At 44.6% G+C, this 22,121-nt stretch carries 15 protein-coding genes; 10 read left to right on the top strand and 5 right to left on the bottom strand.

Annotated elements, in window-relative coordinates; genetic code table 11:
- Window positions 1-111: 111 nt before the first annotated feature.
- Complete coding sequence (locus R7Q48_RS11945) at window positions 112-1,671, top strand: AbgT family transporter (RefSeq protein WP_064376797.1); 1,560 nt, start codon at window positions 112-114, stop codon at window positions 1,669-1,671.
- A 212-nt stretch (window positions 1,672-1,883) separates the two neighbouring features.
- Entirely contained in the window at window positions 1,884-2,432 is a 549-nt protein-coding gene (tadA, locus tag R7Q48_RS11940) for a tRNA adenosine(34) deaminase TadA (protein ID WP_031780849.1), read from the top strand.
- 588 nt (window positions 2,433-3,020) lie between these two features.
- On the opposite strand, the gene mltF is transcribed toward tadA, so the two are convergent.
- Window positions 3,021-4,598 (bottom strand): membrane-bound lytic murein transglycosylase MltF, encoded by a 1,578-nt coding sequence (gene mltF, locus R7Q48_RS11935; RefSeq protein WP_031779069.1) that lies wholly within the window; start codon window positions 4,596-4,598, stop codon window positions 3,021-3,023.
- Between the two features lie 299 nt (window positions 4,599-4,897).
- On the opposite strand from mltF, the gene purL reads away from it, so the two are divergent.
- Window positions 4,898-8,791, top strand: coding sequence for a phosphoribosylformylglycinamidine synthase (purL, locus tag R7Q48_RS11930; protein WP_318132298.1), 3,894 nt, complete (start codon window positions 4,898-4,900; stop codon window positions 8,789-8,791).
- A 295-nt stretch (window positions 8,792-9,086) separates the two neighbouring features.
- Entirely contained in the window at window positions 9,087-9,395 is a 309-nt protein-coding gene (locus R7Q48_RS11925) for a DUF3622 domain-containing protein (RefSeq protein WP_025998700.1), read from the top strand.
- A 90-nt stretch (window positions 9,396-9,485) separates the two neighbouring features.
- Here the strand turns inward: R7Q48_RS11925 and R7Q48_RS11920 are convergent, their stop codons facing one another.
- From R7Q48_RS11920 to R7Q48_RS11910, 3 genes are all read right to left on the bottom strand, one after another.
- Window positions 9,486-9,926, bottom strand: coding sequence for a hypothetical protein (locus tag R7Q48_RS11920; protein WP_005381599.1), 441 nt, complete (start codon window positions 9,924-9,926; stop codon window positions 9,486-9,488).
- Window positions 9,927-10,044: 118 nt separating this feature from the next.
- On the bottom strand, window positions 10,045-12,231 hold the full coding sequence (locus R7Q48_RS11915; protein ID WP_318132297.1) for a TonB-dependent receptor domain-containing protein: 2,187 nt from the start codon (window positions 12,229-12,231) through the stop codon (window positions 10,045-10,047).
- Between the two features lie 264 nt (window positions 12,232-12,495).
- Complete coding sequence (locus R7Q48_RS11910) at window positions 12,496-13,563, bottom strand: succinylglutamate desuccinylase/aspartoacylase family protein (RefSeq protein ID WP_222712424.1); 1,068 nt, start codon at window positions 13,561-13,563, stop codon at window positions 12,496-12,498.
- 330 nt (window positions 13,564-13,893) lie between these two features.
- On the opposite strand from R7Q48_RS11910, the gene R7Q48_RS11905 reads away from it, so the two are divergent.
- Window positions 13,894-14,436 carry a DUF3332 domain-containing protein gene (locus R7Q48_RS11905; RefSeq protein WP_318132296.1) on the top strand — a complete coding sequence of 181 codons (543 nt, stop codon included), beginning with the start codon at window positions 13,894-13,896 and terminating at the stop codon, window positions 14,434-14,436.
- A gap of 64 nt (window positions 14,437-14,500) precedes the next feature.
- Here the strand turns inward: R7Q48_RS11905 and R7Q48_RS11900 are convergent, their stop codons facing one another.
- Window positions 14,501-15,973, bottom strand: a complete 1,473-nt coding sequence (locus R7Q48_RS11900; protein WP_005381594.1) for an aminoacyl-histidine dipeptidase — start codon at window positions 15,971-15,973, stop codon at window positions 14,501-14,503.
- Between the two features lie 1,023 nt (window positions 15,974-16,996).
- On the opposite strand from R7Q48_RS11900, the gene R7Q48_RS11895 reads away from it, so the two are divergent.
- The 5 genes from R7Q48_RS11895 to proB all read left to right on the top strand — a co-directional run bounded on the left by R7Q48_RS11895 (window position 16,997) and on the right by proB (window position 22,120).
- A complete protein-coding gene (locus R7Q48_RS11895) occupies window positions 16,997-18,286 on the top strand; it encodes an NCS2 family permease (RefSeq protein WP_005381592.1) in 1,290 nt (429 codons plus the stop codon).
- Window positions 18,287-18,550: 264 nt separating this feature from the next.
- A complete protein-coding gene (gene tet(34) / locus R7Q48_RS11890) occupies window positions 18,551-19,015 on the top strand; it encodes an oxytetracycline resistance phosphoribosyltransferase domain-containing protein Tet(34) (protein ID WP_005381590.1) in 465 nt (154 codons plus the stop codon).
- A gap of 91 nt (window positions 19,016-19,106) precedes the next feature.
- The gene (frsA, locus tag R7Q48_RS11885) at window positions 19,107-20,354 is read left to right on the top strand and encodes an esterase FrsA (protein WP_005381586.1); all 1,248 of its coding nucleotides are present in this window, start codon (window positions 19,107-19,109) and stop codon (window positions 20,352-20,354) included.
- Window positions 20,355-20,469: 115 nt separating this feature from the next.
- Complete coding sequence (crl, locus tag R7Q48_RS11880; protein WP_005381584.1) at window positions 20,470-20,859, top strand: sigma factor-binding protein Crl; 390 nt, start codon at window positions 20,470-20,472, stop codon at window positions 20,857-20,859.
- 121 nt (window positions 20,860-20,980) lie between these two features.
- Window positions 20,981-22,120: a glutamate 5-kinase gene (proB, locus tag R7Q48_RS11875; RefSeq protein ID WP_005383771.1), complete on the top strand. Its 1,140-nt coding sequence runs from the start codon at window positions 20,981-20,983 to the stop codon at window positions 22,118-22,120.
- Window position 22,121: the final 1 nt, after the last annotated feature.

Here is a 22,121-nt window from a genome sequence, read left to right as displayed (position 1 = left end):
TAGAACCTTGTGCTTTCTCCATTAGTGTTTACTAGAATACTCGTTGGATAGTAGGTCGTTATAATTATTCAAATAGGCCTTGGCACCAACATCATTCACTATGGAGTTACCATGAGTAACCAAGCTGTAAATAAGGCACCATCATCGAAGCCGAGCGGGATGGAGCGCTTTTTAAACTTTATCGAGAGGACAGGTAACAAAATTCCTGATCCTGCGATTTTGTTCTTCTGGGCATTGATCATTACTTGGGCGGCGTCAGCACTTTTGTCGAATGTATCATTCGATCTTCCAAACCCTCGAACGGGCGAAGCTCTTACTATCACCAACTTACTTACGGGCGAAGCGCTAGCAAGTTTCCTTGCTAACATGGTGACGACGTTTACTGGCTTTGCGCCACTGGGTATCGTACTTGTCGCAATGCTAGGTGTGGGTGTTGCAGATTCTTCGGGTTTTATTACGACGGGTCTTAAGAAGATGCTGAACTTCACGCCAGCTAAGCTTCTTACTCCAATGCTTATTTTGGTTGCCATTGTATCGCATACTGCGGCAGATGCAGGCTATGTTCTGGTTATTCCTCTTGGCGGTATTATCTTCCATGCGGCAGGTCGTCACCCTTTAGCAGGTATTGCGGCAGCATTTGCAGGTGTATCTGGTGGCTTCTCTGCAAACTTTATCCCTTCAGGTATCGATCCGCTATTGGCTGGCTTTACGCAAACTGCGGCGCAGGTTCTTGATCCTGAATATGTGGTTAACCCATTAGCGAACATCTTCTTCACTGGCCTATCCTCTATCATTATTGTGGGGATTGGTTGGTACGTGACAGAGAAAATCATCGAGCCTCGTTTATCAAAAATGCCAATTGATGATGATGCGGAAACCGCGCCAAACCTAGGTTCATTTACTGAACTGGAATCAAAAGCATTCCGTTATGCAGGTTGGGCAATGATGGCGGGTATTGCTTTACTTGTTGCAGCGTTAATTCCAGAAACATCAGCACTTCGCTCGCCTGAAGGTGAAATTACTGCCTTCTCAGCACCGATAATGAAGTCTATCGTGCCGTTGATCTTTATTCTGTTTATCATTCCTGGTTACGTTTACGGTAAAGTGTCTGGAACGTTCAAGACCAGCAACGACATTATCAAAGCGATGGCTGATACTATGTCAACCATGGGCGCATACATTGTTATGTCGTTCTTCTGTGCTCAGTTCCTATCTGCATTTGCTCAGTCAAACATCGGTACGATGCTAGCGTTGTATGGCGCAGAAGGCTTAAAAGCGATGAACCTACCAGGTGAAGTGACCATCATCGGTATGATACTTCTAACCGCGTCTGTAAACCTACTTATTGGTTCGGCATCTGCAAAATGGGCTTTAATTGGTCCAATCCTAGTGCCAATGCTAATGGCGGTTGGTATCTCGCCTGAGCTGTCTCAGGCGGCTTACCGTGTGGGGGACTCTGTATCGAACATCGTTTCGCCTCTAATGGTATTTTTCCCTCTTGTAGTGGTTTACTGTCAGCGTTATGTGAAGTCGGCTGGTATCGGTACGCTTGCGTCACTAATGATGCCATTCTCGATCGCAATGCTGATCGGTTGGTCTATCTTCCTAGTTGCTTATTGGATGGTAGGTATCCCGCTAGGCATTCAAGCTCCTTACACTTACACAATGTAAAAACGTGTAGGGTGTGAAAGCCGCTAATTGGCAGCCAAAAAGCGCAGGTCTTCGATCTGCGTTTTTTTGTTCTCGTAAAACGAACATCGATAGGCCTTGTAACTAGTTTTTTGGAGTTGCAGACTTTGTCCCGTGATGTGTTGCTGTAGTGAAACCGAAGTTGGTGATAAAATTCCTGACTTCAATCGTTTTTTGTTTCTTTGGAGCCTCCTTTGTCTAACCATCCGTTTTCCCCTCAAGATGAATTGTTTATGCGCAGAGCGATGGAGCTTGCTGAGCAAGCAGAAGCTGAGGGGGAAGTACCTGTTGGCGCAGTGCTTGTCAAAGATGGTGAAATTATCGCTGAGGGGTGGAATCGCTCTATTGGTACTAATGACGCTACCGCACATGCTGAGATCCAAACGCTGCGTAAAGCAGGCCAAAAGCTAGAAAATTACCGCCTTCTGGATACGACGTTATATGTAACACTTGAGCCATGCCCAATGTGTGCCGGAGCCTTATTGCATAGCCGCGTTAAGCGGGTTGTTTTTGGAGCGCCAGATTTAAAAGCTGGAGCAGCAGGAACAGTGCTTAATTTGTTTGAAAGTCAAGCCGCTTACCATTACGCCTTAGTTGAAAAGGGGCTGCTAGAAGATGAGTGCCGCACTCAGCTACAAGCGTTTTTTAAGCGCCGCCGAAAGGAAATTAAAGCGAAGAAGCAAGCACAAAAAGCATTAGAAAATGGAGAGAGCGAACAAGGTAGTAGGAGTAGTGAGGGCTAGCAAACACCTACAACGTGGTAGATGTTTGCTTGGACGCACTAGTGATTGACTAAATGTACAAAAACACGATTACGTGAACTTACTTTCTTTTTCATACATGTCAGTTTACGTTTACGTCGGATAGCAGCTACTGTGTTATTTAAACGCTTTGACTGCACTCTACGTCTTCTCATATTCAAAACCTCCTGCAGACAAGACTTTTACCAGTAAAGTGCGGCTCATCGATGCTTGGCAATAGGCTCGATAATCGCACTAAACATTGTATGGTTTAAACGTTCTTCATTTGACTTCTGCATTGCACAGAGCCAGCAAACAATTTCAATACGATGCTTAATAATAGGAGTGACGTTATTTCGGCAGAGTGTAGCCGAAAGCGCCGCTTCATCAAGTGAGCTAAACCATGTGGTTGTCAAGTAATCTGTTACAAAGCAATCAGTTTTACTAACGATGAAGAAAAGGCGACCAACCAAAGGAATGGTTGAGTGTGGTTGGTGTCACTCAGAATATTGGAGTCTAGATAAGTTTTCGTTAGGACTCAACAAAAATGACGAGCTTCATAGGCTCGTCATTTTTTAGTTTACCGCGGGTTTATTCTTCAATGCTTTCTTGTTCGGTGTCTTCTTCAACCGTGACGTCAGAAGCGCCAGAGACTTGTTCTACGACGGTCTCTACTGCGCCCGATATCAAAATGTCGGGGTTGAGCGGCGGAATCACTTGCAAGTCATCGCTATTCTCATCAATCGCTGGCTGTTGGCTGACATGACCAATGATGGATTGGTAGTAACGTCGAATATTTTCTACGTAATTACGCGCTTCATCGCCTCTGGCGTACCCATAGCGAGTTTGGCTGTAATAGCGCTTCTGACGAAGTAAAGGCAGCCTGTCTTTTACATCGGCCCAAGCGTTCGGATCGCCACCTTGTGCTTTGGTGAGTCGTCGTGCGTCCATCATGTGGCCGTAACCAATATTGTATGAAGCTAACGCAAACCATATTTTTTCATGCTCGTTAATGCTATCAGGCACGCGACTTACAATACGACGTAAGTACTCGACACCACCACGAACAGATTGCTCAGGGTCTAAACGGTTTGTTACCCCGACGCTTTTCGCTGTTGGCAGAGTCAGCATCATCATCCCCCTAACACCTGTTGGCGATTTTGCTGTTGGTTTCCAGTGTGACTCTTGATAAGCCAATGCTGCAATTAAGCGCCAGTCGAACTCTTCGCTGTATTTTTGGAATAAAGGTGCCCATTTAGGCAATTTGTCATCCAGAGCTCGAATGAATGCGCGAGTATCAACGTAGTCAAATGCTTCAATATGACCAATGTACTTTTCTTCGAGGGTGGACAGTTCTCCTGATTGTTTGATGTTACCGAAAAACTCTATCAGCATCGCATACAAACTTTCGTCTTCAGAACGTCGAGTAAACCAAGATACTGGTTGATCTTCTGTAAGTTCGAACGCGAGCGCAAGATCGGGGTAAAGGCGTTGAGCAAGGGAAAGTTCCACCGAATCAGTCACAGTAAAACGTAACTCACCCGTCGATACGTATTTGAGTAAGTCTCTCGTGTCAGCATCACCAACAATTTCAAACTGAAGTTCTGGATACTGCTTCTTTAACGCTGTTAGGGTCGGAACATATTGCGATTGTTCAACGATCTTTAATGTTTGAGCGCCTGCATTTGTATCTTCGTCGGACTCGTCGTCTTTCGAGGCTTGGTATTCAATGAGTTGTTCGATATCACGTGGTCGAAGTTGCCCTTTTTTATATACCACTTGTTGGCTTACATAATAATAGGCAGGGCCTGGTCTAAATCGTTTGACTGCTTGTGACGTTTGATTTAAACCCGTAGCGATGATATCGATATCTCCTTTCTTAAGAGCAGGAAAAAGCTCAGCTTGGCGAAAGGCTGGTTTAATCTCGAGTTTGACGCCGAGCTGCTCCGCAAACTGACGCGCCAATTCGTAATCCAACCCTGCGGGACCATCGGGACCTATGTAGTAGGAAAGCTGATTGTTTAGCGTGCCAACACGAAGCACACCACGTTCTTGAATTTTTTCAAATTCACTTTTGGGCTCCGACTCAATCTGGCAAGCAGAGAGTAAAAGAACAGAAACTAAAATTAGAGCACTGCGCTTGAGCCGGTTGAAGTGACTTATTTGCATTAATAGGTACATCTTGGAAAATTTCTATTTGCCTTTATATCAAAGCGAGCTCATGGGGCAAAGTGAATCACACACTTATAACGTGACATTGTGTGTTTTATCGACATTTTAGTTGTAATTCAAATTTGACAAAAAAAATGACGCAAACGGTTGCTTTTGGTGTTACATCACAAAAACAATTACTATATAATGCGCTCGCAATGACGAGGTGGAATCGGCATAGGTTCGACAGGGCTTATTTTAAGTGTCTGAATTTATTCCAATATCACCTTAATCAATTGCATAAGAGACCTAAGCACATGAGAATTTTGCGTGGCTCCCCAGCTCTTTCTGAGTTTCGTGTTAATAAACTACTGGAACTTTGTCGTGAACAAGATCTGCCTGTAACTAGCATTTATGCCGAGTTTATGCACTTTGCCGATCTAAAGTCAGACCTTGATGACCAAGAGTTAGAAAAACTTGAAAAGTTACTAACTTACGGCCCAACCATCGAAGAGCATGAGCCTGAAGGTCTTCTACTTCTTGTCACGCCTCGTCCTGGCACTATCTCGCCTTGGTCTTCTAAATCTACCGATATCGCTGTTAACTGTGGTCTGGATAAAGTGAAACGTCTAGAGCGTGGTACGGCTTATTATGTCGAATCTTCAGTTGTTCTATCAGAAGCTCAAGCTGACGCTGTTAAAGCGTTAATTCACGACCGCATGATGGAAACAGTATTCACAGAATTTGAAGCCGCATCAGCATTATTTACTGTTGCAGAGCCTAAGCCTGTCGCACATGTTGATATCTTAGCTGGCGGTCGTCTTGCGCTTGAAGAGGCAAACGTTTCCCTTGGCTTGGCACTCGCAGAAGATGAAATTGATTACTTGGTAGAGAACTTTACTAAGCTTGGGCGTAACCCAAACGACATTGAATTGATGATGTTTGCTCAGGCGAACTCAGAGCATTGTCGCCACAAAATTTTTAACGCAGATTGGACTATCGACGGGGTAGATCAACCTAAGTCTTTGTTCAAAATGATCAAAAACACTTTTGAAACGACACCTGACTATGTGCTGTCTGCATACAAAGACAACGCAGCCGTTATGACAGGTTCTAAAGCGGGGCGTTTCTTCCCTGACCCTAAATCTCGTCAATACACGTACCACCATGAAGATACGCACATCTTGATGAAGGTAGAAACGCACAACCACCCAACGGCAATCTCTCCGTGGCCGGGCGCATCGACTGGCTCAGGCGGTGAAATTCGTGACGAAGGCGCGACGGGTATCGGCGGTAAGCCAAAAGCGGGTCTGGTTGGTTTTACAACCTCTAACTTACGTATTCCTGGTTTTGAACAGCCATGGGAAACCGACTTCGGCAAGCCGGGTCGTATTGTGAATGCGTTAGACATCATGCTTGAAGGCCCTCTTGGCGGCGCGGCATTCAACAACGAATTTGGTCGTCCAAATCTATTGGGTTACTTCCGTACTTACGAAGAAAAAGTCACTTCTCATGCGGGTGAAGAAATTCGTGGTTACCACAAACCAATCATGATTGCTGGTGGTATGGGTAACATCCGCGATGAACACGTACAGAAGAAAGAGATCCCTGTAGGTGCGAGCCTAATCGTACTTGGTGGTCCGGCAATGAACATCGGTCTTGGTGGTGGTGCGGCATCTTCCATGGCATCTGGTCAGTCAGCAGAAGATCTGGACTTCGCTTCGGTACAGCGTGAAAACCCAGAGATGGAACGTCGCTGTCAGGAAGTTATCGACCGTTGTTGGCAGTTAGGCGACGACAACCCAATCGCATTTATCCACGATGTGGGTGCAGGCGGTATCTCTAACGCATTGCCTGAACTTGTCGACGACGGTGAGCGTGGCGGTAAGTTCCAATTACGCGATGTACCAAACGATGAGCCGGGCATGAGCCCACTGGAAATCTGGTGTAACGAATCACAGGAACGTTACGTTCTAGCGGTAGCGCCAGAAAACATGGAAGCATTCGACGCCATCTGTAAGCGTGAACGCGCACCGTATGCAGTGGTGGGTGTGGCGACAGAAGAGCGTCATCTAACGTTAGAAGATTCTAACTTCGACAATACGCCAATCGATATGCCAATGGATATCCTGCTTGGTAAGCCACCGAAGATGCACCGTGACGCAACCACACTAAAAGTGGAAAGCCCTGCCATTGTTCGTGATGGTATTGAGCTTAATGAAGCGGTGGATCGCGTACTTCGTCTTCCTGCTGTTGCAGAAAAAACATTCCTAATTACTATCGGTGACCGAACAGTAACGGGTCTGGTTGCTCGTGATCAAATGGTTGGTCCTTGGCAGGTACCAGTAGCAAACTGCGCAGTAACAGCGGCAAGCTACGACACTTACCATGGCGAAGCAATGTCGATGGGTGAGCGCACGCCAGTGGCATTACTAGACTTTGGAGCATCGGCTCGCCTAGCCGTTGGTGAGTCACTAACGAACATTGCGGCAACAGACATCGGTGATATTAAACACATTAAACTGTCTGCGAACTGGATGTCTCCAGCGGGTCACCCAGGTGAAGATGCGGGTCTTTACGAAGCAGTGAAAGCGGTTGGTGAAGAATTGTGTCCTGCGTTAGGTTTGACTATCCCAGTTGGTAAAGACTCCATGTCGATGAAAACCAAGTGGGAAGAAAACGGCGAGAGCAAAGAAGTCACATCTCCACTGTCGCTAGTTATCACGGCATTTGGTCGTGTGGAAGACGTACGTAAGACCGTGACTCCACAACTACGCACTGACAAAGGAAATACTTCTCTAGTTCTTGTTGACTTGGGTAACGGCAAAAACCGCTTAGGTGCGACAGCATTGGCACAAGTATACAAACAGCTGGGTGACAAACCTGCTGACGTAGATAATGCAGAGCAGCTAAAAGGCTTCTTTGATGCAATGCAAGCGTTAGTACGTGATGACAAGCTAGTGGCTTACCACGATAAAGGCGACGGCGGTCTGTTTGTTACACTGGCTGAGATGGCATTCGCGGGCCACTGTGGCGTAAAAGCGAACATCGCAGAGCTGGGTGATGATGCGCTAGCCGTTCTATTTAACGAAGAGCTAGGTGCGGTTGTTCAAGTTAAGAATGATGATCTAGATTCAGTTCTATCTACTCTGGCGGCAAACGGCTTAGAGGCATGCTCACATGTGATTGGTTCTGTTGAAGCTTCAGACGACTTTGTTATCACTTCTGGTGATGCAGTTGTGCTTGAACGTTCACGTACCGAACTACGCGTTATCTGGGCTGAAACAACGCATAAGATGCAAAGCCTACGTGATAACCCAGCGTGTGCAGACCAAGAGCACGAAGCTAAGAAAGACAACTCTGACCCGGGTCTAAACGTTAAGCTCAGCTTCGACGTAAATGAAGACGTTGCAGCACCGTACATTGCGAAAGGTGCTAAACCTAAGATGGCAATTCTACGTGAGCAGGGCGTTAACTCCCACGTCGAAATGGCAGCAGCGTTTGACCGAGCTGGTTTTGAAGCAACCGACATCCATATGAGCGATATCCTAACAGGCCAAGCGGTACTGGATGAATACCATGGCCTAGTAGCTTGTGGTGGCTTCTCTTACGGCGACGTACTAGGTGCGGGTGAAGGTTGGGCTAAGTCTATCCTGTTTAACGCACAAGCTCGTGAACAGTTCCAAGCCTTCTTCAACCGTGAAGAGACGTTCTCTTTAGGTGTATGTAACGGTTGTCAGATGCTATCAAACCTGAAAGAGCTGATCCCAGGTGCAGACTTGTGGCCACGTTTTGTGCGCAACGAATCTGAGCGTTTTGAAGCGCGCTTTAGTCTAGTTGAAGTTCAGAAATCTGATTCTGTATTCTTCGACGGCATGGCTGGTTCGCGTATGCCAATCGCGGTTTCCCACGGAGAAGGGCGTGTAGAAGTACGTGATGCAGAGCACCTAGCAGCGATTGAAGCATCAGGTACGGTTGCGGTTCGTTACGTGGATAACCTCGGTAACCCAACACAACAATACCCGAACAACCCGAATGGTTCGCCAAACGCGATTACCGGTTTAACAACAGCAGACGGTCGCGTAACTATCATGATGCCTCACCCAGAGCGCGTATTCCGCACAGTTGCAAATTCTTGGGCTCCGGAAGGTTGGGGTGAAAATGGCGCTTGGATGCGTATGTTCCAAAATGCCCGTAAGAATATCGGTTAATTAACCAAAGGTTAATCTAGCTTAAGTAAAGCGTTGGTTGAGAGACCAGCGCTTTCTTTTTTCTTATCACTCTTTTTTCTTCGTCGCTCTTTCTAGTGACTTGGCGAAACGTTGCTTTGTTCTGCCTCTTCTTTGTCATCTATTATCTAGCGTAAAAAACTTGCAGCGTTTAGATTACTTTTATGCTCTAATACCGCGCTTACCAAGGGATGGTGTTAAACAGCTCAGCTTAGATGGAGTTATCAAGTTGACCGAATCCCTGATTGATCCCTAAATCCCTTAGGAAATGAAAGAAATGTCTAAGAATCCAAAATTTGCTATCCGCGTCACTGAAAAACGTAACGGCTGGAGCGCAGAAATCACTCGCCAAGTAACATCTCGTAAGACTGTAGTATCAAAGCGTGAAACAGGCTTTGACAGCGAAGAGAAAGCACAAGCTTGGGCTGAACAAGAACTGGCTGGGTTTATCCAAAACCAAGTGGTTCGTAACGAGCGTAAAGCAGCGCAACGTCAAGAGCGTGAAGCAGAACAACTAGCGGCAAAAGTTCGTAAAGAAGAAGCCCGCAAAGCACGTGAAACCGAAGTAGACACTGACGAAGAATAAGTTTAAATCGGTGAGATGGTGACGTTACCCATCAAACAAATAGTGAAAATGCCCTGAGTTTTGTCTCAGGGCATTTTTTATTTATATCGGCTAAAAACAATCCGACGATACGGACAAGCTAAACGTGCCGTCTTCAGGGGCTGCAAATTGTTTATTGCCAGGAAGAAGGTGAGGGTTATTAGCATAAGTGCGATGTGTCGATTTGACCTTTGCAGAATGTCTTTCCGGTAAATCAAAGTGTTGTAAGCCGTCAGATAGATCGTTTGCTTCACCGTAGTCGAAATGTGTTGCGACGTCTTTGGGCTGCTTGGCGTAACGACAGTGATCCGGCTTACCATCTTCGTGCCAAGTTAAAGAGTTAGTTTTTGCATCTAGATTCAGGTTATTTGCTGTTGGCTGTGCGTAAAAATCTTCTGAAACTTGGTGCTTGCTTTGTTCTTGTAAGTAGTCTGCAATGTTCTCAGAAGCTTGCGCTAGGCTACCTACAGGGAAGAAGCAAATCAGAAGAAGCCGTGTTTTTAGATTGTTCATAATGTGTATACAAGCAAAAGGAAATGATAATACTGATAAATAAAACGGCGTGCAATTAAGGCCATTGGATACGATATAACAGGGCAGTTAATGTCTGCCCTGCATCTTTTAGGTATGGTTAGTATTGATAAGTGAGGTGCAGTTTGACTTCGCGACCAGGCGAAGGCACGCCATTAGATAGGTATGCTTCGTAGTAACGATCGGTTAAGTTTTTCACAACCGCGCCAACGCTCAAGCCTTCGACTTGTTGTATTTCCCAAACCACGTAAGCGTTTTGTAGCGTGTATTGCTCACTTGGCGATTTCACTTTTAAATTGTTACCGCTTGCCTTGGTTTTGGTTTGCGCATCATACCAACGGACTTCCCAGCCCGCACGTAAACCAGGAATCCATTCGTAACCTAAACCCAGATTAATGTTTAATGGCGGTACATCAGGATGATCATCATCTGAACCTGTAGAGTCAGATAGGCTACCTTTGTTTTTGCCGCGAATGTAACTTGCTGAGAAATTACTGTAGAAATCTTCAATCCGGTATTGTGAAATTAGCTCAAAGCCATAGTTTTTAAAGCCATCTAGGTTTGTATTCCAGCTTTGTAACTCAGTAGTATTTTTGTCGAGGTTTTCGCCCGTTCGTATATCAACTGTGTCGCTAACATCGTTATAGAACATAGTTAACTCTGTTGCGAGGTTATCGCGAGAGTTCACCAGCCCTTCCGTTAAGTTGATAACGCTTGCTTGATAAGCATGGATACGAGACACGTCCAGATTCAAAGCAGTAGCCGTAGCGGTAGCTCGCGCATATTGCACTGAGTAGATGTTATCAACGGTTGGTGCTTTTAAAGCGTAGGCGTAGGAGGCGTTTAAACGCGTATTATTGCTCGCATCAAAGTCGATATCCAAACGTGGGCTAAAGCCTTTATGCGTCGTTTCACCGTAGTTATGTCCGGCAGCTGGATCATTATAATCCGGCGCTGCGTTCCCTTTTCCTTCACTCTTGATGTATTCGTAACGCAGAGAAGGTGTGATTGTTAGGCGGTCTGTTGCTTGATAGTGATCAGCAATGTAAGCGGCATAAATTGACTGCGTGCCAGATGGTTCGTAGTAAGGGGTGTACCAACCGTAGTTTTTCGCTTCATTACTGTCGTATGATGCGTTGAATACTAACGAGTCTCTATCGGTTTTTTGATATTGAAGCCCAGTGACTAGAGTGTGGTCTCCGAATTGCGCTTGGTTAAACACATCAACGTAATCACGCTCGTAACTCAGCCATGACTCATGACCGTAACTGCCAACAGAAACGAACATTTTCTCGAATGCTACGTCAGGGCGAACCCAATGACGATCGTTTTCGGAACGTGCCATTTTGATATTGAAATCAATATACGGGTTAGTCGGCATGTAGTGGTAAGAGATGGTTGTGGTGTTGTCCGTGTATTTGTTATCGACGGTGTAAGCGTATTGGGCTTTTTCTAATGAGCCGTATTTCTTGATATTGTATTCGGTGATGTTAGGCATTTTTCCGCGGCGGTTAGCCCAAGGTTTACGACCTTCATCTTTGTAGCGAGTATGGCTAATTTCAAACTCGTGATCGTTATTTTCATAACCGACCTTTACGAGCATGTTTTCTTGCTCATAACCTGAGTAATCTAGCGTTTCACCACCTCCGACTTTAATGTCATCAGAATCTTTTACCGAGCCATTCGCTAGAAAATAAAAACCAGTATCGTTTTTACCATAGAGTGTTAGCGTGTAGGCGTTCTCATCGCCGTTGGTGTTGTATGCACTTGAGATGCGAGCACCAAAGTTTCTTTCGCCGTACAGGAGATCATCGACACTTTTGGTTTTAATGCGAATGGAGCCACCAAACTTCCCGTTGAGTGCTCGATAGTCGTGCGCGCCCTTGATAATTTCTGCTTCGCCAATTAAGAACGGATCAAAAAAGAAGGTACCGTAGCGGTATTGTTGAAAGCCAATTGGAGCGCCATCGACAAAGACGGCGATATCGCTTGGATCATCAAAACCACGAATGTTAATACGTTCGCCACCAGAACGACCGCCACCATCTATTGATGCACCGGGAACGGCATCGATCATTGAGGCAAAATTAGAGTACTGTTGCTCTTCAATCTCTGACCAATTAATGGTGGTTTGCGCAGGCTCAGCAATGGTAATAGGTTTGGCATAACGAACGCCTATGACTTCAAGCTCTTCATTTGGCGCTGTCTCGGCATATGAATAAAGAGGGAAGAGCAAAGCCAGTGAAATGAGATTTACTTTGAGTGGATGACTTTTTAATCGTTTCATATTGATGATTTATAGTGTTTTTATGAAGCTGGGATTATAAGAACATTATTACGATTAATAAATGATAATGAGATTAATTATCAAATGTGTTTTTACGACGGATTGTAAAGTTTTTTATCCATTCGTGGAAACTACGATAAGTATCGTTAGCTTACATAAAACAAAAAGCCCAGCATCATGGATGCTGAGCTTATTGGCTTTTAAACAAGATAGTGCGAGCACTGTTGCTCCTTTTGAGCTAATCAGGCGCCTACTTGGTAGGAATTACTGAGTTTCTAACGGTATCTGTCCGGTGGTCAGCGGCTCGGCATCGAATTCAGTGAGGCCTTCAATATAGCTTTCGACTGCTTGCTCTAAAGCATTATCACCTTGGTTAAAATAGGCAAGGTGGAAAATTGCATCGCCTTCGTTCACCAATGGTAATGTTTGTTGACCGATAACCAAACCACGCTTCGGGGCTTTTAGTTCTATCTCATCATGACCAAGAGGAGAGCTAATATAAGCGAGCGTTTCCCCCTGTTCTACTTTGTCTCCCAGATTAACGACAGTACGCAAAATGCCGTTACCTGACGCGCGAACCCAGCTGGTGGACTTCGCTATGATAGGCTCAGGCAGCTTTTTCCTGCTCGCACGCAACATACCAATGGCTTGCATTACGCGCCGAACCCCGAGTACACCAGCGCTTATCGAAAGTGGATCAAAGCGCAATGCTTCGCCAGCCTCGTAGGTGAGCACTGGAATATCACATTTTTCTGCTTCACTGCGTAAAGAGCCATCACGCAATGCTGAATCAACAATCACTGGCGTTGCAAATGCTTGAGCAATACGCAGAGTTTCTGGGTTGCTTAAGTTTGCGCGGATCTGTGGTAAGTTCGTGCGATGAATTGCCCCTGTGTGTAGATCCAAAATGTAGTCACAACGCTTGGCAATGTTGTTAAAGAACCCGTGTGCCATACGAGATGCAAGTGCGCCTTTTTCACTGCCAGGAAAGCAACGGTTGAGATCTCGTCGGTCGGGCAAGTAACGAGATTTATGGATGAAACCAAAAACGTTAACGATAGGTACTGCAATGACAGTGCCTTTCAGTTTTTGTGGTTCCAGTTGGTTAATGATCTGACGAACGATTTCTACGCCATTAAGCTCATCACCATGGATAGCGGCATTCACCATTAACACTGGTCCTTCTTGTTTCCCATGGATGATTTCCACAGGAATAGATAAAGGCGAATGTGTATATAGCTTCGCTGCTTCAAATTCGATCTCTAATCGTTGTCCTGGTTGTATTTGATGTCCTAAGAGCTCAAACACTTTGCTTTTTTTACTTCTGGCCATAAACCATCTCTGTCAAATGCGTCATCAGCAATGTAACAATTGCTGCAAAATCGCACTAATCATTCTCATTAAGGACACGACAAATTACTTTAATCGTCATGCGTGAAATTTTGGTATGTGTGAAGTTTTTGTTTTCAATATGATCTTTTCTATCAGTTTAATACATAACAAGCCATAGAGAAGAGAGCGCAATAATAGCCTTAAAAAATGTGACTGTATTAAAAATAATACTGTTCATGGAGGACAAAAAAACGGACTTTTAACCCTACTTTTTATCCGATAATATCCGCGCCGAATTTGAGGTTTCACACTTTCTAACTAGAGGTTTTGATGAAAAAGGCAATTGCTAAAATTGGTGCATTGACTGCGGTAGCAGTTTCACTTTCAGGTTGCGTAGGTAGTAATGCCGTGACAGGTTATGTCATGGGGTTTAACCTGAAAGCTGTTGACAACCGTTACGCTCGAGGTGGCCTGAATATGCTTTTAGCGCCTGTTTATGGTGTCGCGATCGCAGCGGATTATATCGTGTTTAACTCTCTAGAATTTTGGACGGGTAAGAACCCGTTAAATGGTAAGCCACATATCTTCGATACAAAGGTAGATACTTACATTGATGTCAATCACCAGTTAGATAAATCGTTAACGACGGCACCAATTGCACCATTAGCGGATAACCGTGTCATTGAGCAGGGGCGAATGCAGCAAATCGATGAGAACACTGTTCAAATGGATATTACTTACAGTAACGGTGAAAAGGCGACACTCTTGGGTGTACGCGATGGTGAGTTTGTTACTTACTACATTGATGGTGAAGTTGTTGCACAAACCTCAATGGATGAATTAGCCGCTTACGCGGCGCAAAACCGTGTGTAGTTGGGTTCAACTAAACCAAAAAAAGGGTGCCGTATGGCACCCTTTGTCGTTTTTCGTGATTGAATTATGCTTTCTCTGGAATCGCTTCTAAAAGCGCGACCATCTGATCCCAGTACAACTGAACAGTATCAATCTTCACTTTCTCATCTGGAGAGTGAGGGAATTTTATTGTTGGACCGAAAGAAACCATATCCATGTGTGGGTATGGTTCTTTAAATAGGCCACACTCAAGACCAGCATGGATGACCATGATGTTCGGCTTATGACCGTAAATGCCTTCATACATATCACGGAAAATTGCCATGATCTCGGAATCTGCATCTGGCTTCCAGCCAGGGTAAGCGCCTGAGAACTGAATTTGTGCGCCTGCTAGCTCAGTAATCGAGCGCAGCATGCTTTCCACTTGGCTACGGCCAGAGTCAATGAGAGAACGAATCAAGCAAAGCACGGTGACTTTATTTTCTTCTGTGCTGATCACACCAACGTTTAGAGAAGTTTCAACAACGCCTTCCACCTCATCACTCATACGGATTACGCCGTTTGGACAAGCGTTAAGTGCCGCAATGAATCGTTGCTGATCGGCGATTGAAAATACTTGCGCGTCAGTCGTGATCGCTTCATTAAAGGTTACGATACCTGTTTCGATTTTACCCAATTCAGTTTTAAGCAGCTCAGTGTAGTGGTTGAACAGCTCAGCAAGTTTGTCTTGGTTTTCGACAGGAAGCGCGACAGTAACAAACGCTTCGCGAGGGATTGCATTACGTAAGCTACCACCACGGAATTCGACTAAACGTAAATCAAGCTCTTGAGCATGACCGGCAAGGAAACGACCAAGTAATTTGTTGGCATTACCGCGACCTGTGTGAATGTCACAACCTGAGTGACCACCTTTTAGGCCTTTCAGCGTCAGTTGGCGTGTTACAAAACCTGCAGGCGTTGATTCTCGAGAAATATCGAAAGTCATGGTGCCATCAACGCCACCTGCACAACCCATGTAGACTTCGCCTTCTTGCTCAGAGTCTGTATTTAGAAGAATCTCACCCTCTAACCAACCAGCTTCAAGGCCAAATGCGCCAGTCATGCCTGCTTCTTCATCAATCGTCAGCAGAACTTCGAGTGGACCGTGCTTAATATCTTTAGATGCCAATACAGCAAGGCAAGAAGCCATACCAATACCGTTATCTGCACCAAGCGTCGTGCCTTTCGCAGTTACCCATTCGCCATCGATGTAAGGTTGGATTGGATCTTTGGTGAAGTCGTGTTCAGTGTCTTCGTTTTTCTGCGGCACCATGTCGATGTGTGCTTGAAGTACAACAGCCTTCTTATTTTCCATTCCTGGTGTCGCGGGCTTTTTGATGAACACGTTACCGGTTGGATCACGGCGAACGTCAAAGCCTTGCTCTGTTGCCCAGTTGATAATGTACTGTGCTAATGCTTCTTCATGTTTCGATGGATGAGGGATTGAACAAATCTTATCGAAAAACTGCCAAAGTGGAGCAGGTGATAAGGTACTGATCTCAGAATGGAACTCAGACACGGAGGACTCCTTTTGATGTGCTTTGCCAAATATATACCGTAAAAATATTGTCAAGGTAGCATTAAATGCTAGACGATTTGGCCTTCAAATTGCCGTTAGCATACCACCAGATAAGGAGTACGAGTAGTCGCGATCACAAGGATTTCTCTCAGAACTGTCACAGTTTGTGAATACAATAACAAGCACTATGTGTTCTCTATCATACATTCTGAAAGTGGCTTTATTTTTTAATTCATAAAATTGTAATTTAATTACACATAAACTTTGATAAAGGTCAATTTATGCATTTTTTGTGATTTCAATCACTAAAATGCTTGTAATTAAATTTCTTGGTGGTATATTTGTAACCAGCTTCTGAGAGAAGAATGAAATGCTCAAAGGATGAGTCCGTTTTATCGCCTCCAAGGAACCGAGAAATCAACGAATGTTTAATTGATTTAAAAGGTGATAGTTATGAAAGGTTTACCAAGTACAATGTTCTGGAATAGCAAGTCTGTTTACACCGGTAACTTTGTATACCCAACAAGCTTTGGCTACTAAGTGAAGTCAACGCATGTGACTCGAACAGTTTGTTCACCCCTATAAATTGGAATTTTTTTTCAGTGATAGTGCTGACATGATTCACCGCCACCCAAATTGGGTGGCGTTTTTTTATCTCTATTTTCTCTTCCTGACTCACTTATTGCCATCAAAGCCTTCTTCTATTCCCCATTCTTCGGTTTTATCGACTTTTCCATCAAATCTGTTAGATACCATGTTTAAAATGGGCCTTTTTCATCTGAAAGTTTAGTACATTGCTCAGTTTTTATTCTCTTTTAGAGAACTGTGTTATCTGGGTTACCTATTGTTTTATAAGAATATATTTCTTTGCTTGCTTTGATAGATTAGAGAATGTGTTTCATATCCAAAGAAAAAAAACGCATTAGAGTGAAGATTCTATCTAGAATTTGCTATTTGATAACTTTATAATTCCCGCCAATCGATTACGCAACCGTTTACTTTTTACCTTTACAGGATTCGATCATGCTCGAGAGGCTTTTTAAACTCAGTGAAAATGGCACAAATGTGCGCACTGAGATCATTGCAGGTGTTACGACCTTCCTAACTATGGCTTACATTATTTTTGTAAACCCAGCGATCCTGTCGGATACCGGTATGGACCGTGGCGCCATTTTTGTTGCGACTTGTCTTGCTGCCGCAATCGGCTGTTTTATTATGGGATTTGTTGCCAATTACCCAATCGCACAGGCACCAGGAATGGGCCTGAACGCATTTTTCACTTACTCTGTTGTATTGGGAATGGGTTATACGTGGCAAGTTGCGTTAGCGGCTGTATTTGTTTCTGGCCTTCTGTTCATTCTTTTAAGCGTATTTAAGATCCGTGAGTGGATTATTAACTCGATCCCGCATTCTCTACGAACAGGTATTTCAGCTGGTATTGGTCTTTTCTTAGCGTTTATCGCATTAAAAAATGCAGGTATCGTCGTTGATAACCCAGCGACATTAGTTTCTATGGGAGAGATCACATCATTGCCATCTGTATTGGCCGCGATTGGTTTCTTTCTTACGATTGCATTGGTTCACCGTGGTGTGAAAGGTGCGGTGATGATCGCCATTCTTGGCGTTACAGCGCTTGGTCTTCTATTTGGTGATGTGCAGTGGGGCGGTATTATGTCAACGCCACCAAGCATTGCGCCAACTTTCATGCAACTGGATTTCTCTGGTTTGTTTGAAGTAGGCATGATTTCCGTCGTATTTGCTTTCCTATTTGTCGATTTATTTGACACCGCAGGTACGCTCGTTGGCGTTTCTCAAAAAGCAGGCCTAACTGATGAGAATGGCAACATCCCTCGTTTAAACAAAGCGTTACTTGCAGACTCAACAGCAACGTCAGTAGGTGCATTACTTGGTACCTCCAACACGACATCTTATATTGAAAGCGTTTCTGGTGTAGCTGCGGGTGGGCGTACTGGTCTAACAGCCGTGGTTGTTGGTGTACTCTTCCTACTTGCTCTATTGTTCTCACCACTTGCGGGTATGATCCCTGCTTATGCAACGTCAGGTGCGCTATTCTATGTGGCGATCTTGATGCTGTCTGGGCTAGTAAGCATTGATTGGCGTGACCTAACTGAAGCGTCCCCAGTTGTTGTGACTTGTTTAGTTATGCCGCTAACATTCTCGATTGCAGAAGGTATCACGTTAGGCTTTATCGCATACGCGGCGATCAAGTTATTCAGCGGTAAGGGCCGTGAAGTGTCGATGAGTGTATGGGTGATGTCAGCCATCTTCATCGTTAAATACCTCGTCGGTTAATTTCTCGAGCAAAAAGCCAGTGTGGATTTATTCACGCTGGCTTTTTCTTTTTTTACGTTGTTCACAGAAGACGGTTTTTCTGCGGAATAGGCAGAGAATTTTGATATCACCGTTGGTATTAGCGGTGTGTTTCGGTAGAATAATCGTTTGCGCAGCTTGAAATCCTCGTCTCCAAACATTTTGGAGAAGTTAGTGAGCATTCCGCTTTTGAGTGACTTCGCTAGATTTTGAGGATGCATATTTTCAAATTATTAGGTTATTACAATGAGTAAAAAATTCATTATCACTTGGGATGCAATGCAGACTTACTGCCGTGAACTGGCTGAGAAACAAATGCCAGCTGAGCAATGGAAAGGAATTTGGGCGGTAAGCCGCGGCGGTTTGGTTCCTGGCGCTATTTTGGCTCGTGAACTGGGTATTCGTTACGTTGATACAATCTGTATTTCAAGCTACGACCATGATCATCAGCGCGATATGACGGTACTAAAAGCACCTGAAGGTGATGGCGAAGGTTACCTAATCGTTGAAGACCTAGTAGACAGTGGTGATACAGCGCGCAAACTACGTGAGATGTATCCAAAAGCGAAAATGATCGCTGTGTGTGCGAAACCATCAGGCAAAGAGCTGCTGGATGATTACGTTGTAGATATTGCTCAAGACACTTGGATCGAGCAGCCTTGGGATATGTCAATCCAGTATGCTGAGCCAGTAAACCGCAAGCAAAAATAAGCGCGGTTAAAGAATATTGAGAAATGCCCCTTTATAGGGGCATTTTTTTTATTATGATATTAAATCATGCTAATAGCCTAGGGTTCTTCCTATGTCTGAAGACGTCAGTAAAAATCTTTCCGAAACTTTGTTCGTGAAACATAAGCAAGCAAAAGAAACCTCCGCGCTTACCCAGTACATGCCGACCAGTAAAAAAATACTTGATGAACGAGAAGCGCAGGGTGATCGTGCTTGGTATCGTCATTTGCGTCGCTTGCAATGGGCTTGGCAAGGATTGTCTCCGATCGAAATGGAAGGCGTACTGTCCAAAATTGCTTCATCATCTCACTCGCGAACCAATGATGATTGGTTAGACACTGTAATGGGTTATCACAGTGGTAACTGGACATTTGAGTGGATCAAGCTTGGTATGGATCATCAGAAGCGAGCAAATGAAATGCAAGGAGAAGAGGCAGCGGATGAACTCTTCACTGCTTCTTTGTGTTTTAGTATTGCCGGCTACCCACATTTAAAAAATGACAACTTGGCATCGCAGGCTCAAGTACTGGCAAACAAAGCGTATTCTGACGGCGCAGAAAAAACTAAGTACACCATAAAGCAAATTGAAGTGCCTTACCAAAATCGCAAAATCATCGCGAACCTCCATTTACCAAGAACGGATAAACAGTTGCCTGTGGTCATGGTGAGCGCTGGTTTGGATACTCTACAAACCGACATGTGGCGTTTGTTCCGTAATCGTCTTGCACCGCGAGATATTGCGATGTTAACCGTAGACATGCCTTCGGTAGGGCATAGCTCTCATTGGCCCTTGACCGAGAATTCAAGTTGCCTACATCAAGCGGTATTGAATGAGCTTTACTCGCTACCTTGGGTTGATCATCACAAAGTGGGGTTAGTTGGGTTTCGTTTTGGTGGTAATGCAATGATCAGACTCTCTTTTGTCGAGCAGGAAAAGATCAAAGCTTGTGTCGCTCTAGGCGCACCCGTACATGATATTTTTACTTCCCCTCAGAAGTTACAAAAAATGCCGAAGATGTATTTAGACCTTTTGGCTTCCCGTTTGGGGAAAAATGCGGTTGATATTAATAGCATGGCTGGTCAGATGATGGCGTGGTCATTGAAGGTTCAGGGCTTCCTGAGCAGTCGAAAAACCAAAGTGCCTATTTTGGCTTTGAGTCTTGAGGGCGATCCAGTGTCGCCACACAGTGATAATCAACTTGTTGCTCTATTTAGCCAGTATGGTAGAGCGAAAAAAATCAGTTCCAAAACAATTACAAAAGGATATGAGCAATCCCTCGATTTAGCCATAAAGTGGCTAGAAGATGAATTATTAGGGTGACAATTCTCCTAAATTAGTTAAGAGTGATATATCTGAGCAAAAAATAAGCTCATGATAATTAAAAATAATAATCATTCTTGGGTGTTTACTTTTAACTATGAAAACGGAGATTCATATGTCAGAGACGACTCAGGGCCCGACTCACTTTCGCTTGATGTCAAAGTTGAAGGCGATAGGGCCTTACCTGCGCGAACCACAATCGCAAGAAGGGCGCTATTATTTTGATTGTTTATCTGTATGTGTAGACGACAAAAAATCGCCTGAGAAGCGTGAATTTTGGGGCTGGTGGATGGATTTGGAATCCATCGAGGGAGGCTTTACTGCTAAATATCATATTGGCAAGTACAACAAAGAAGGGCAATGGGTATCTGAAGCCCTTCCCAAAAAAGTAGTAGAGGAAGTGTATCTCACGCAGAGCACATTCCATCAAAAGCTGGTTGATACTTTAGAAGAACACTTCAAATTAGAAGTCGAATATCACACGGAGTCTTTCGATTTCGCTTAATTTGGTTGTTTTCATTTAATACCAAACAAAAAGGTGCGAAAACGCACCTTTTCTCTTGTTAATTCCCTATTTGATTGTTAAAACATCCTCTCTTTATTTGTTTTTCACTTCAGAAGACATCATGACAACGAATCAACAAAATGCAGTTGTTTCACAACCACAAACTGTCGTTGTGAAACTGGGTACAAGTGTGCTGACAGGCGGCACTCTGGCACTCGACCGTGCACACATGGTTGAGTTAGCACGCCAGTGTGCTGAGCTTAAAAAACAAGGCCATTCAATCGTAATGGTTTCGTCTGGTGCGATTGCAGCAGGCCGTGAGCATCTTGGTTACCCCGCATTGCCCAACGAGATGGCGAGTAAGCAGTTACTTGCCGCGGTGGGGCAGAGTCGCTTGATTCAAACATGGGAGTCTTTGTTTGGTATTTATGGTATCAAGATCGGCCAAATGCTACTAACCCGTGCCGATTTAGAAGATCGTGAGCGATTCCTTAACGCGCGCGACACTATTAATGCGCTCGTTGCGAACGATATTGTTCCTATCGTAAACGAAAATGATGCCGTTGCGACTAGCGAGATTAAAGTTGGCGATAACGACAACCTTTCCGCTTTGGTAGGCATTTTATGTGGTGCAGATAAGCTCTTGCTTTTAACTGACCAAAAAGGTCTGTTTACTGCTGACCCTCGTAAAGATCCGAACGCAGAGCTTATCAAGGAAGTAAAAACCATCGACGATACGCTGCGTAAAATCGCAGGTGGAAGCGGTACAACATTGGGTACTGGTGGTATGGCAACGAAGCTGCAAGCCGCAGACATCGCTCGCCGCGCAGGTATAGAGGTTATTATTGCTGCTGGTAGTGCGCCGAATGTTATCTTTGACTCTTTAAGTGCTGAACCTCAGGGCACGCGCTTCCTACCTTGCGCTGAAGCCTTAGAGAATCGTAAACGCTGGATTCTAGCGGGACCTGCGGCATCGGGCGACATCGTTATTGATGATGGTGCAGTCAATGCTGTGGTCGGCAAGGGCAGTAGCCTACTTGCTAAAGGGGTCATCAAAGTTAGTGGTGACTTCGCACGAGGCGAAGTAGCGCGTGTAACAAACGCTCACGGTAAGTTGGTGGCTCGTGGCATCAGCGCCTACTCAAGTGATGACCTAACTAAAATTACGGGTAAGCACAGTAAAGATATCATCTCTATTTTGGGTCATGATTATGGCTCTGAGGTGATTCACCGCGATGATTTGGTCGTCATTCAGGAATAGA

It is taken from the genome of Vibrio sp. 378 (genome assembly GCF_033339435.1).
Note: the sequence above shows the minus strand (reverse complement) of the source record. Positions and strands in the feature narration are given on the sequence as shown.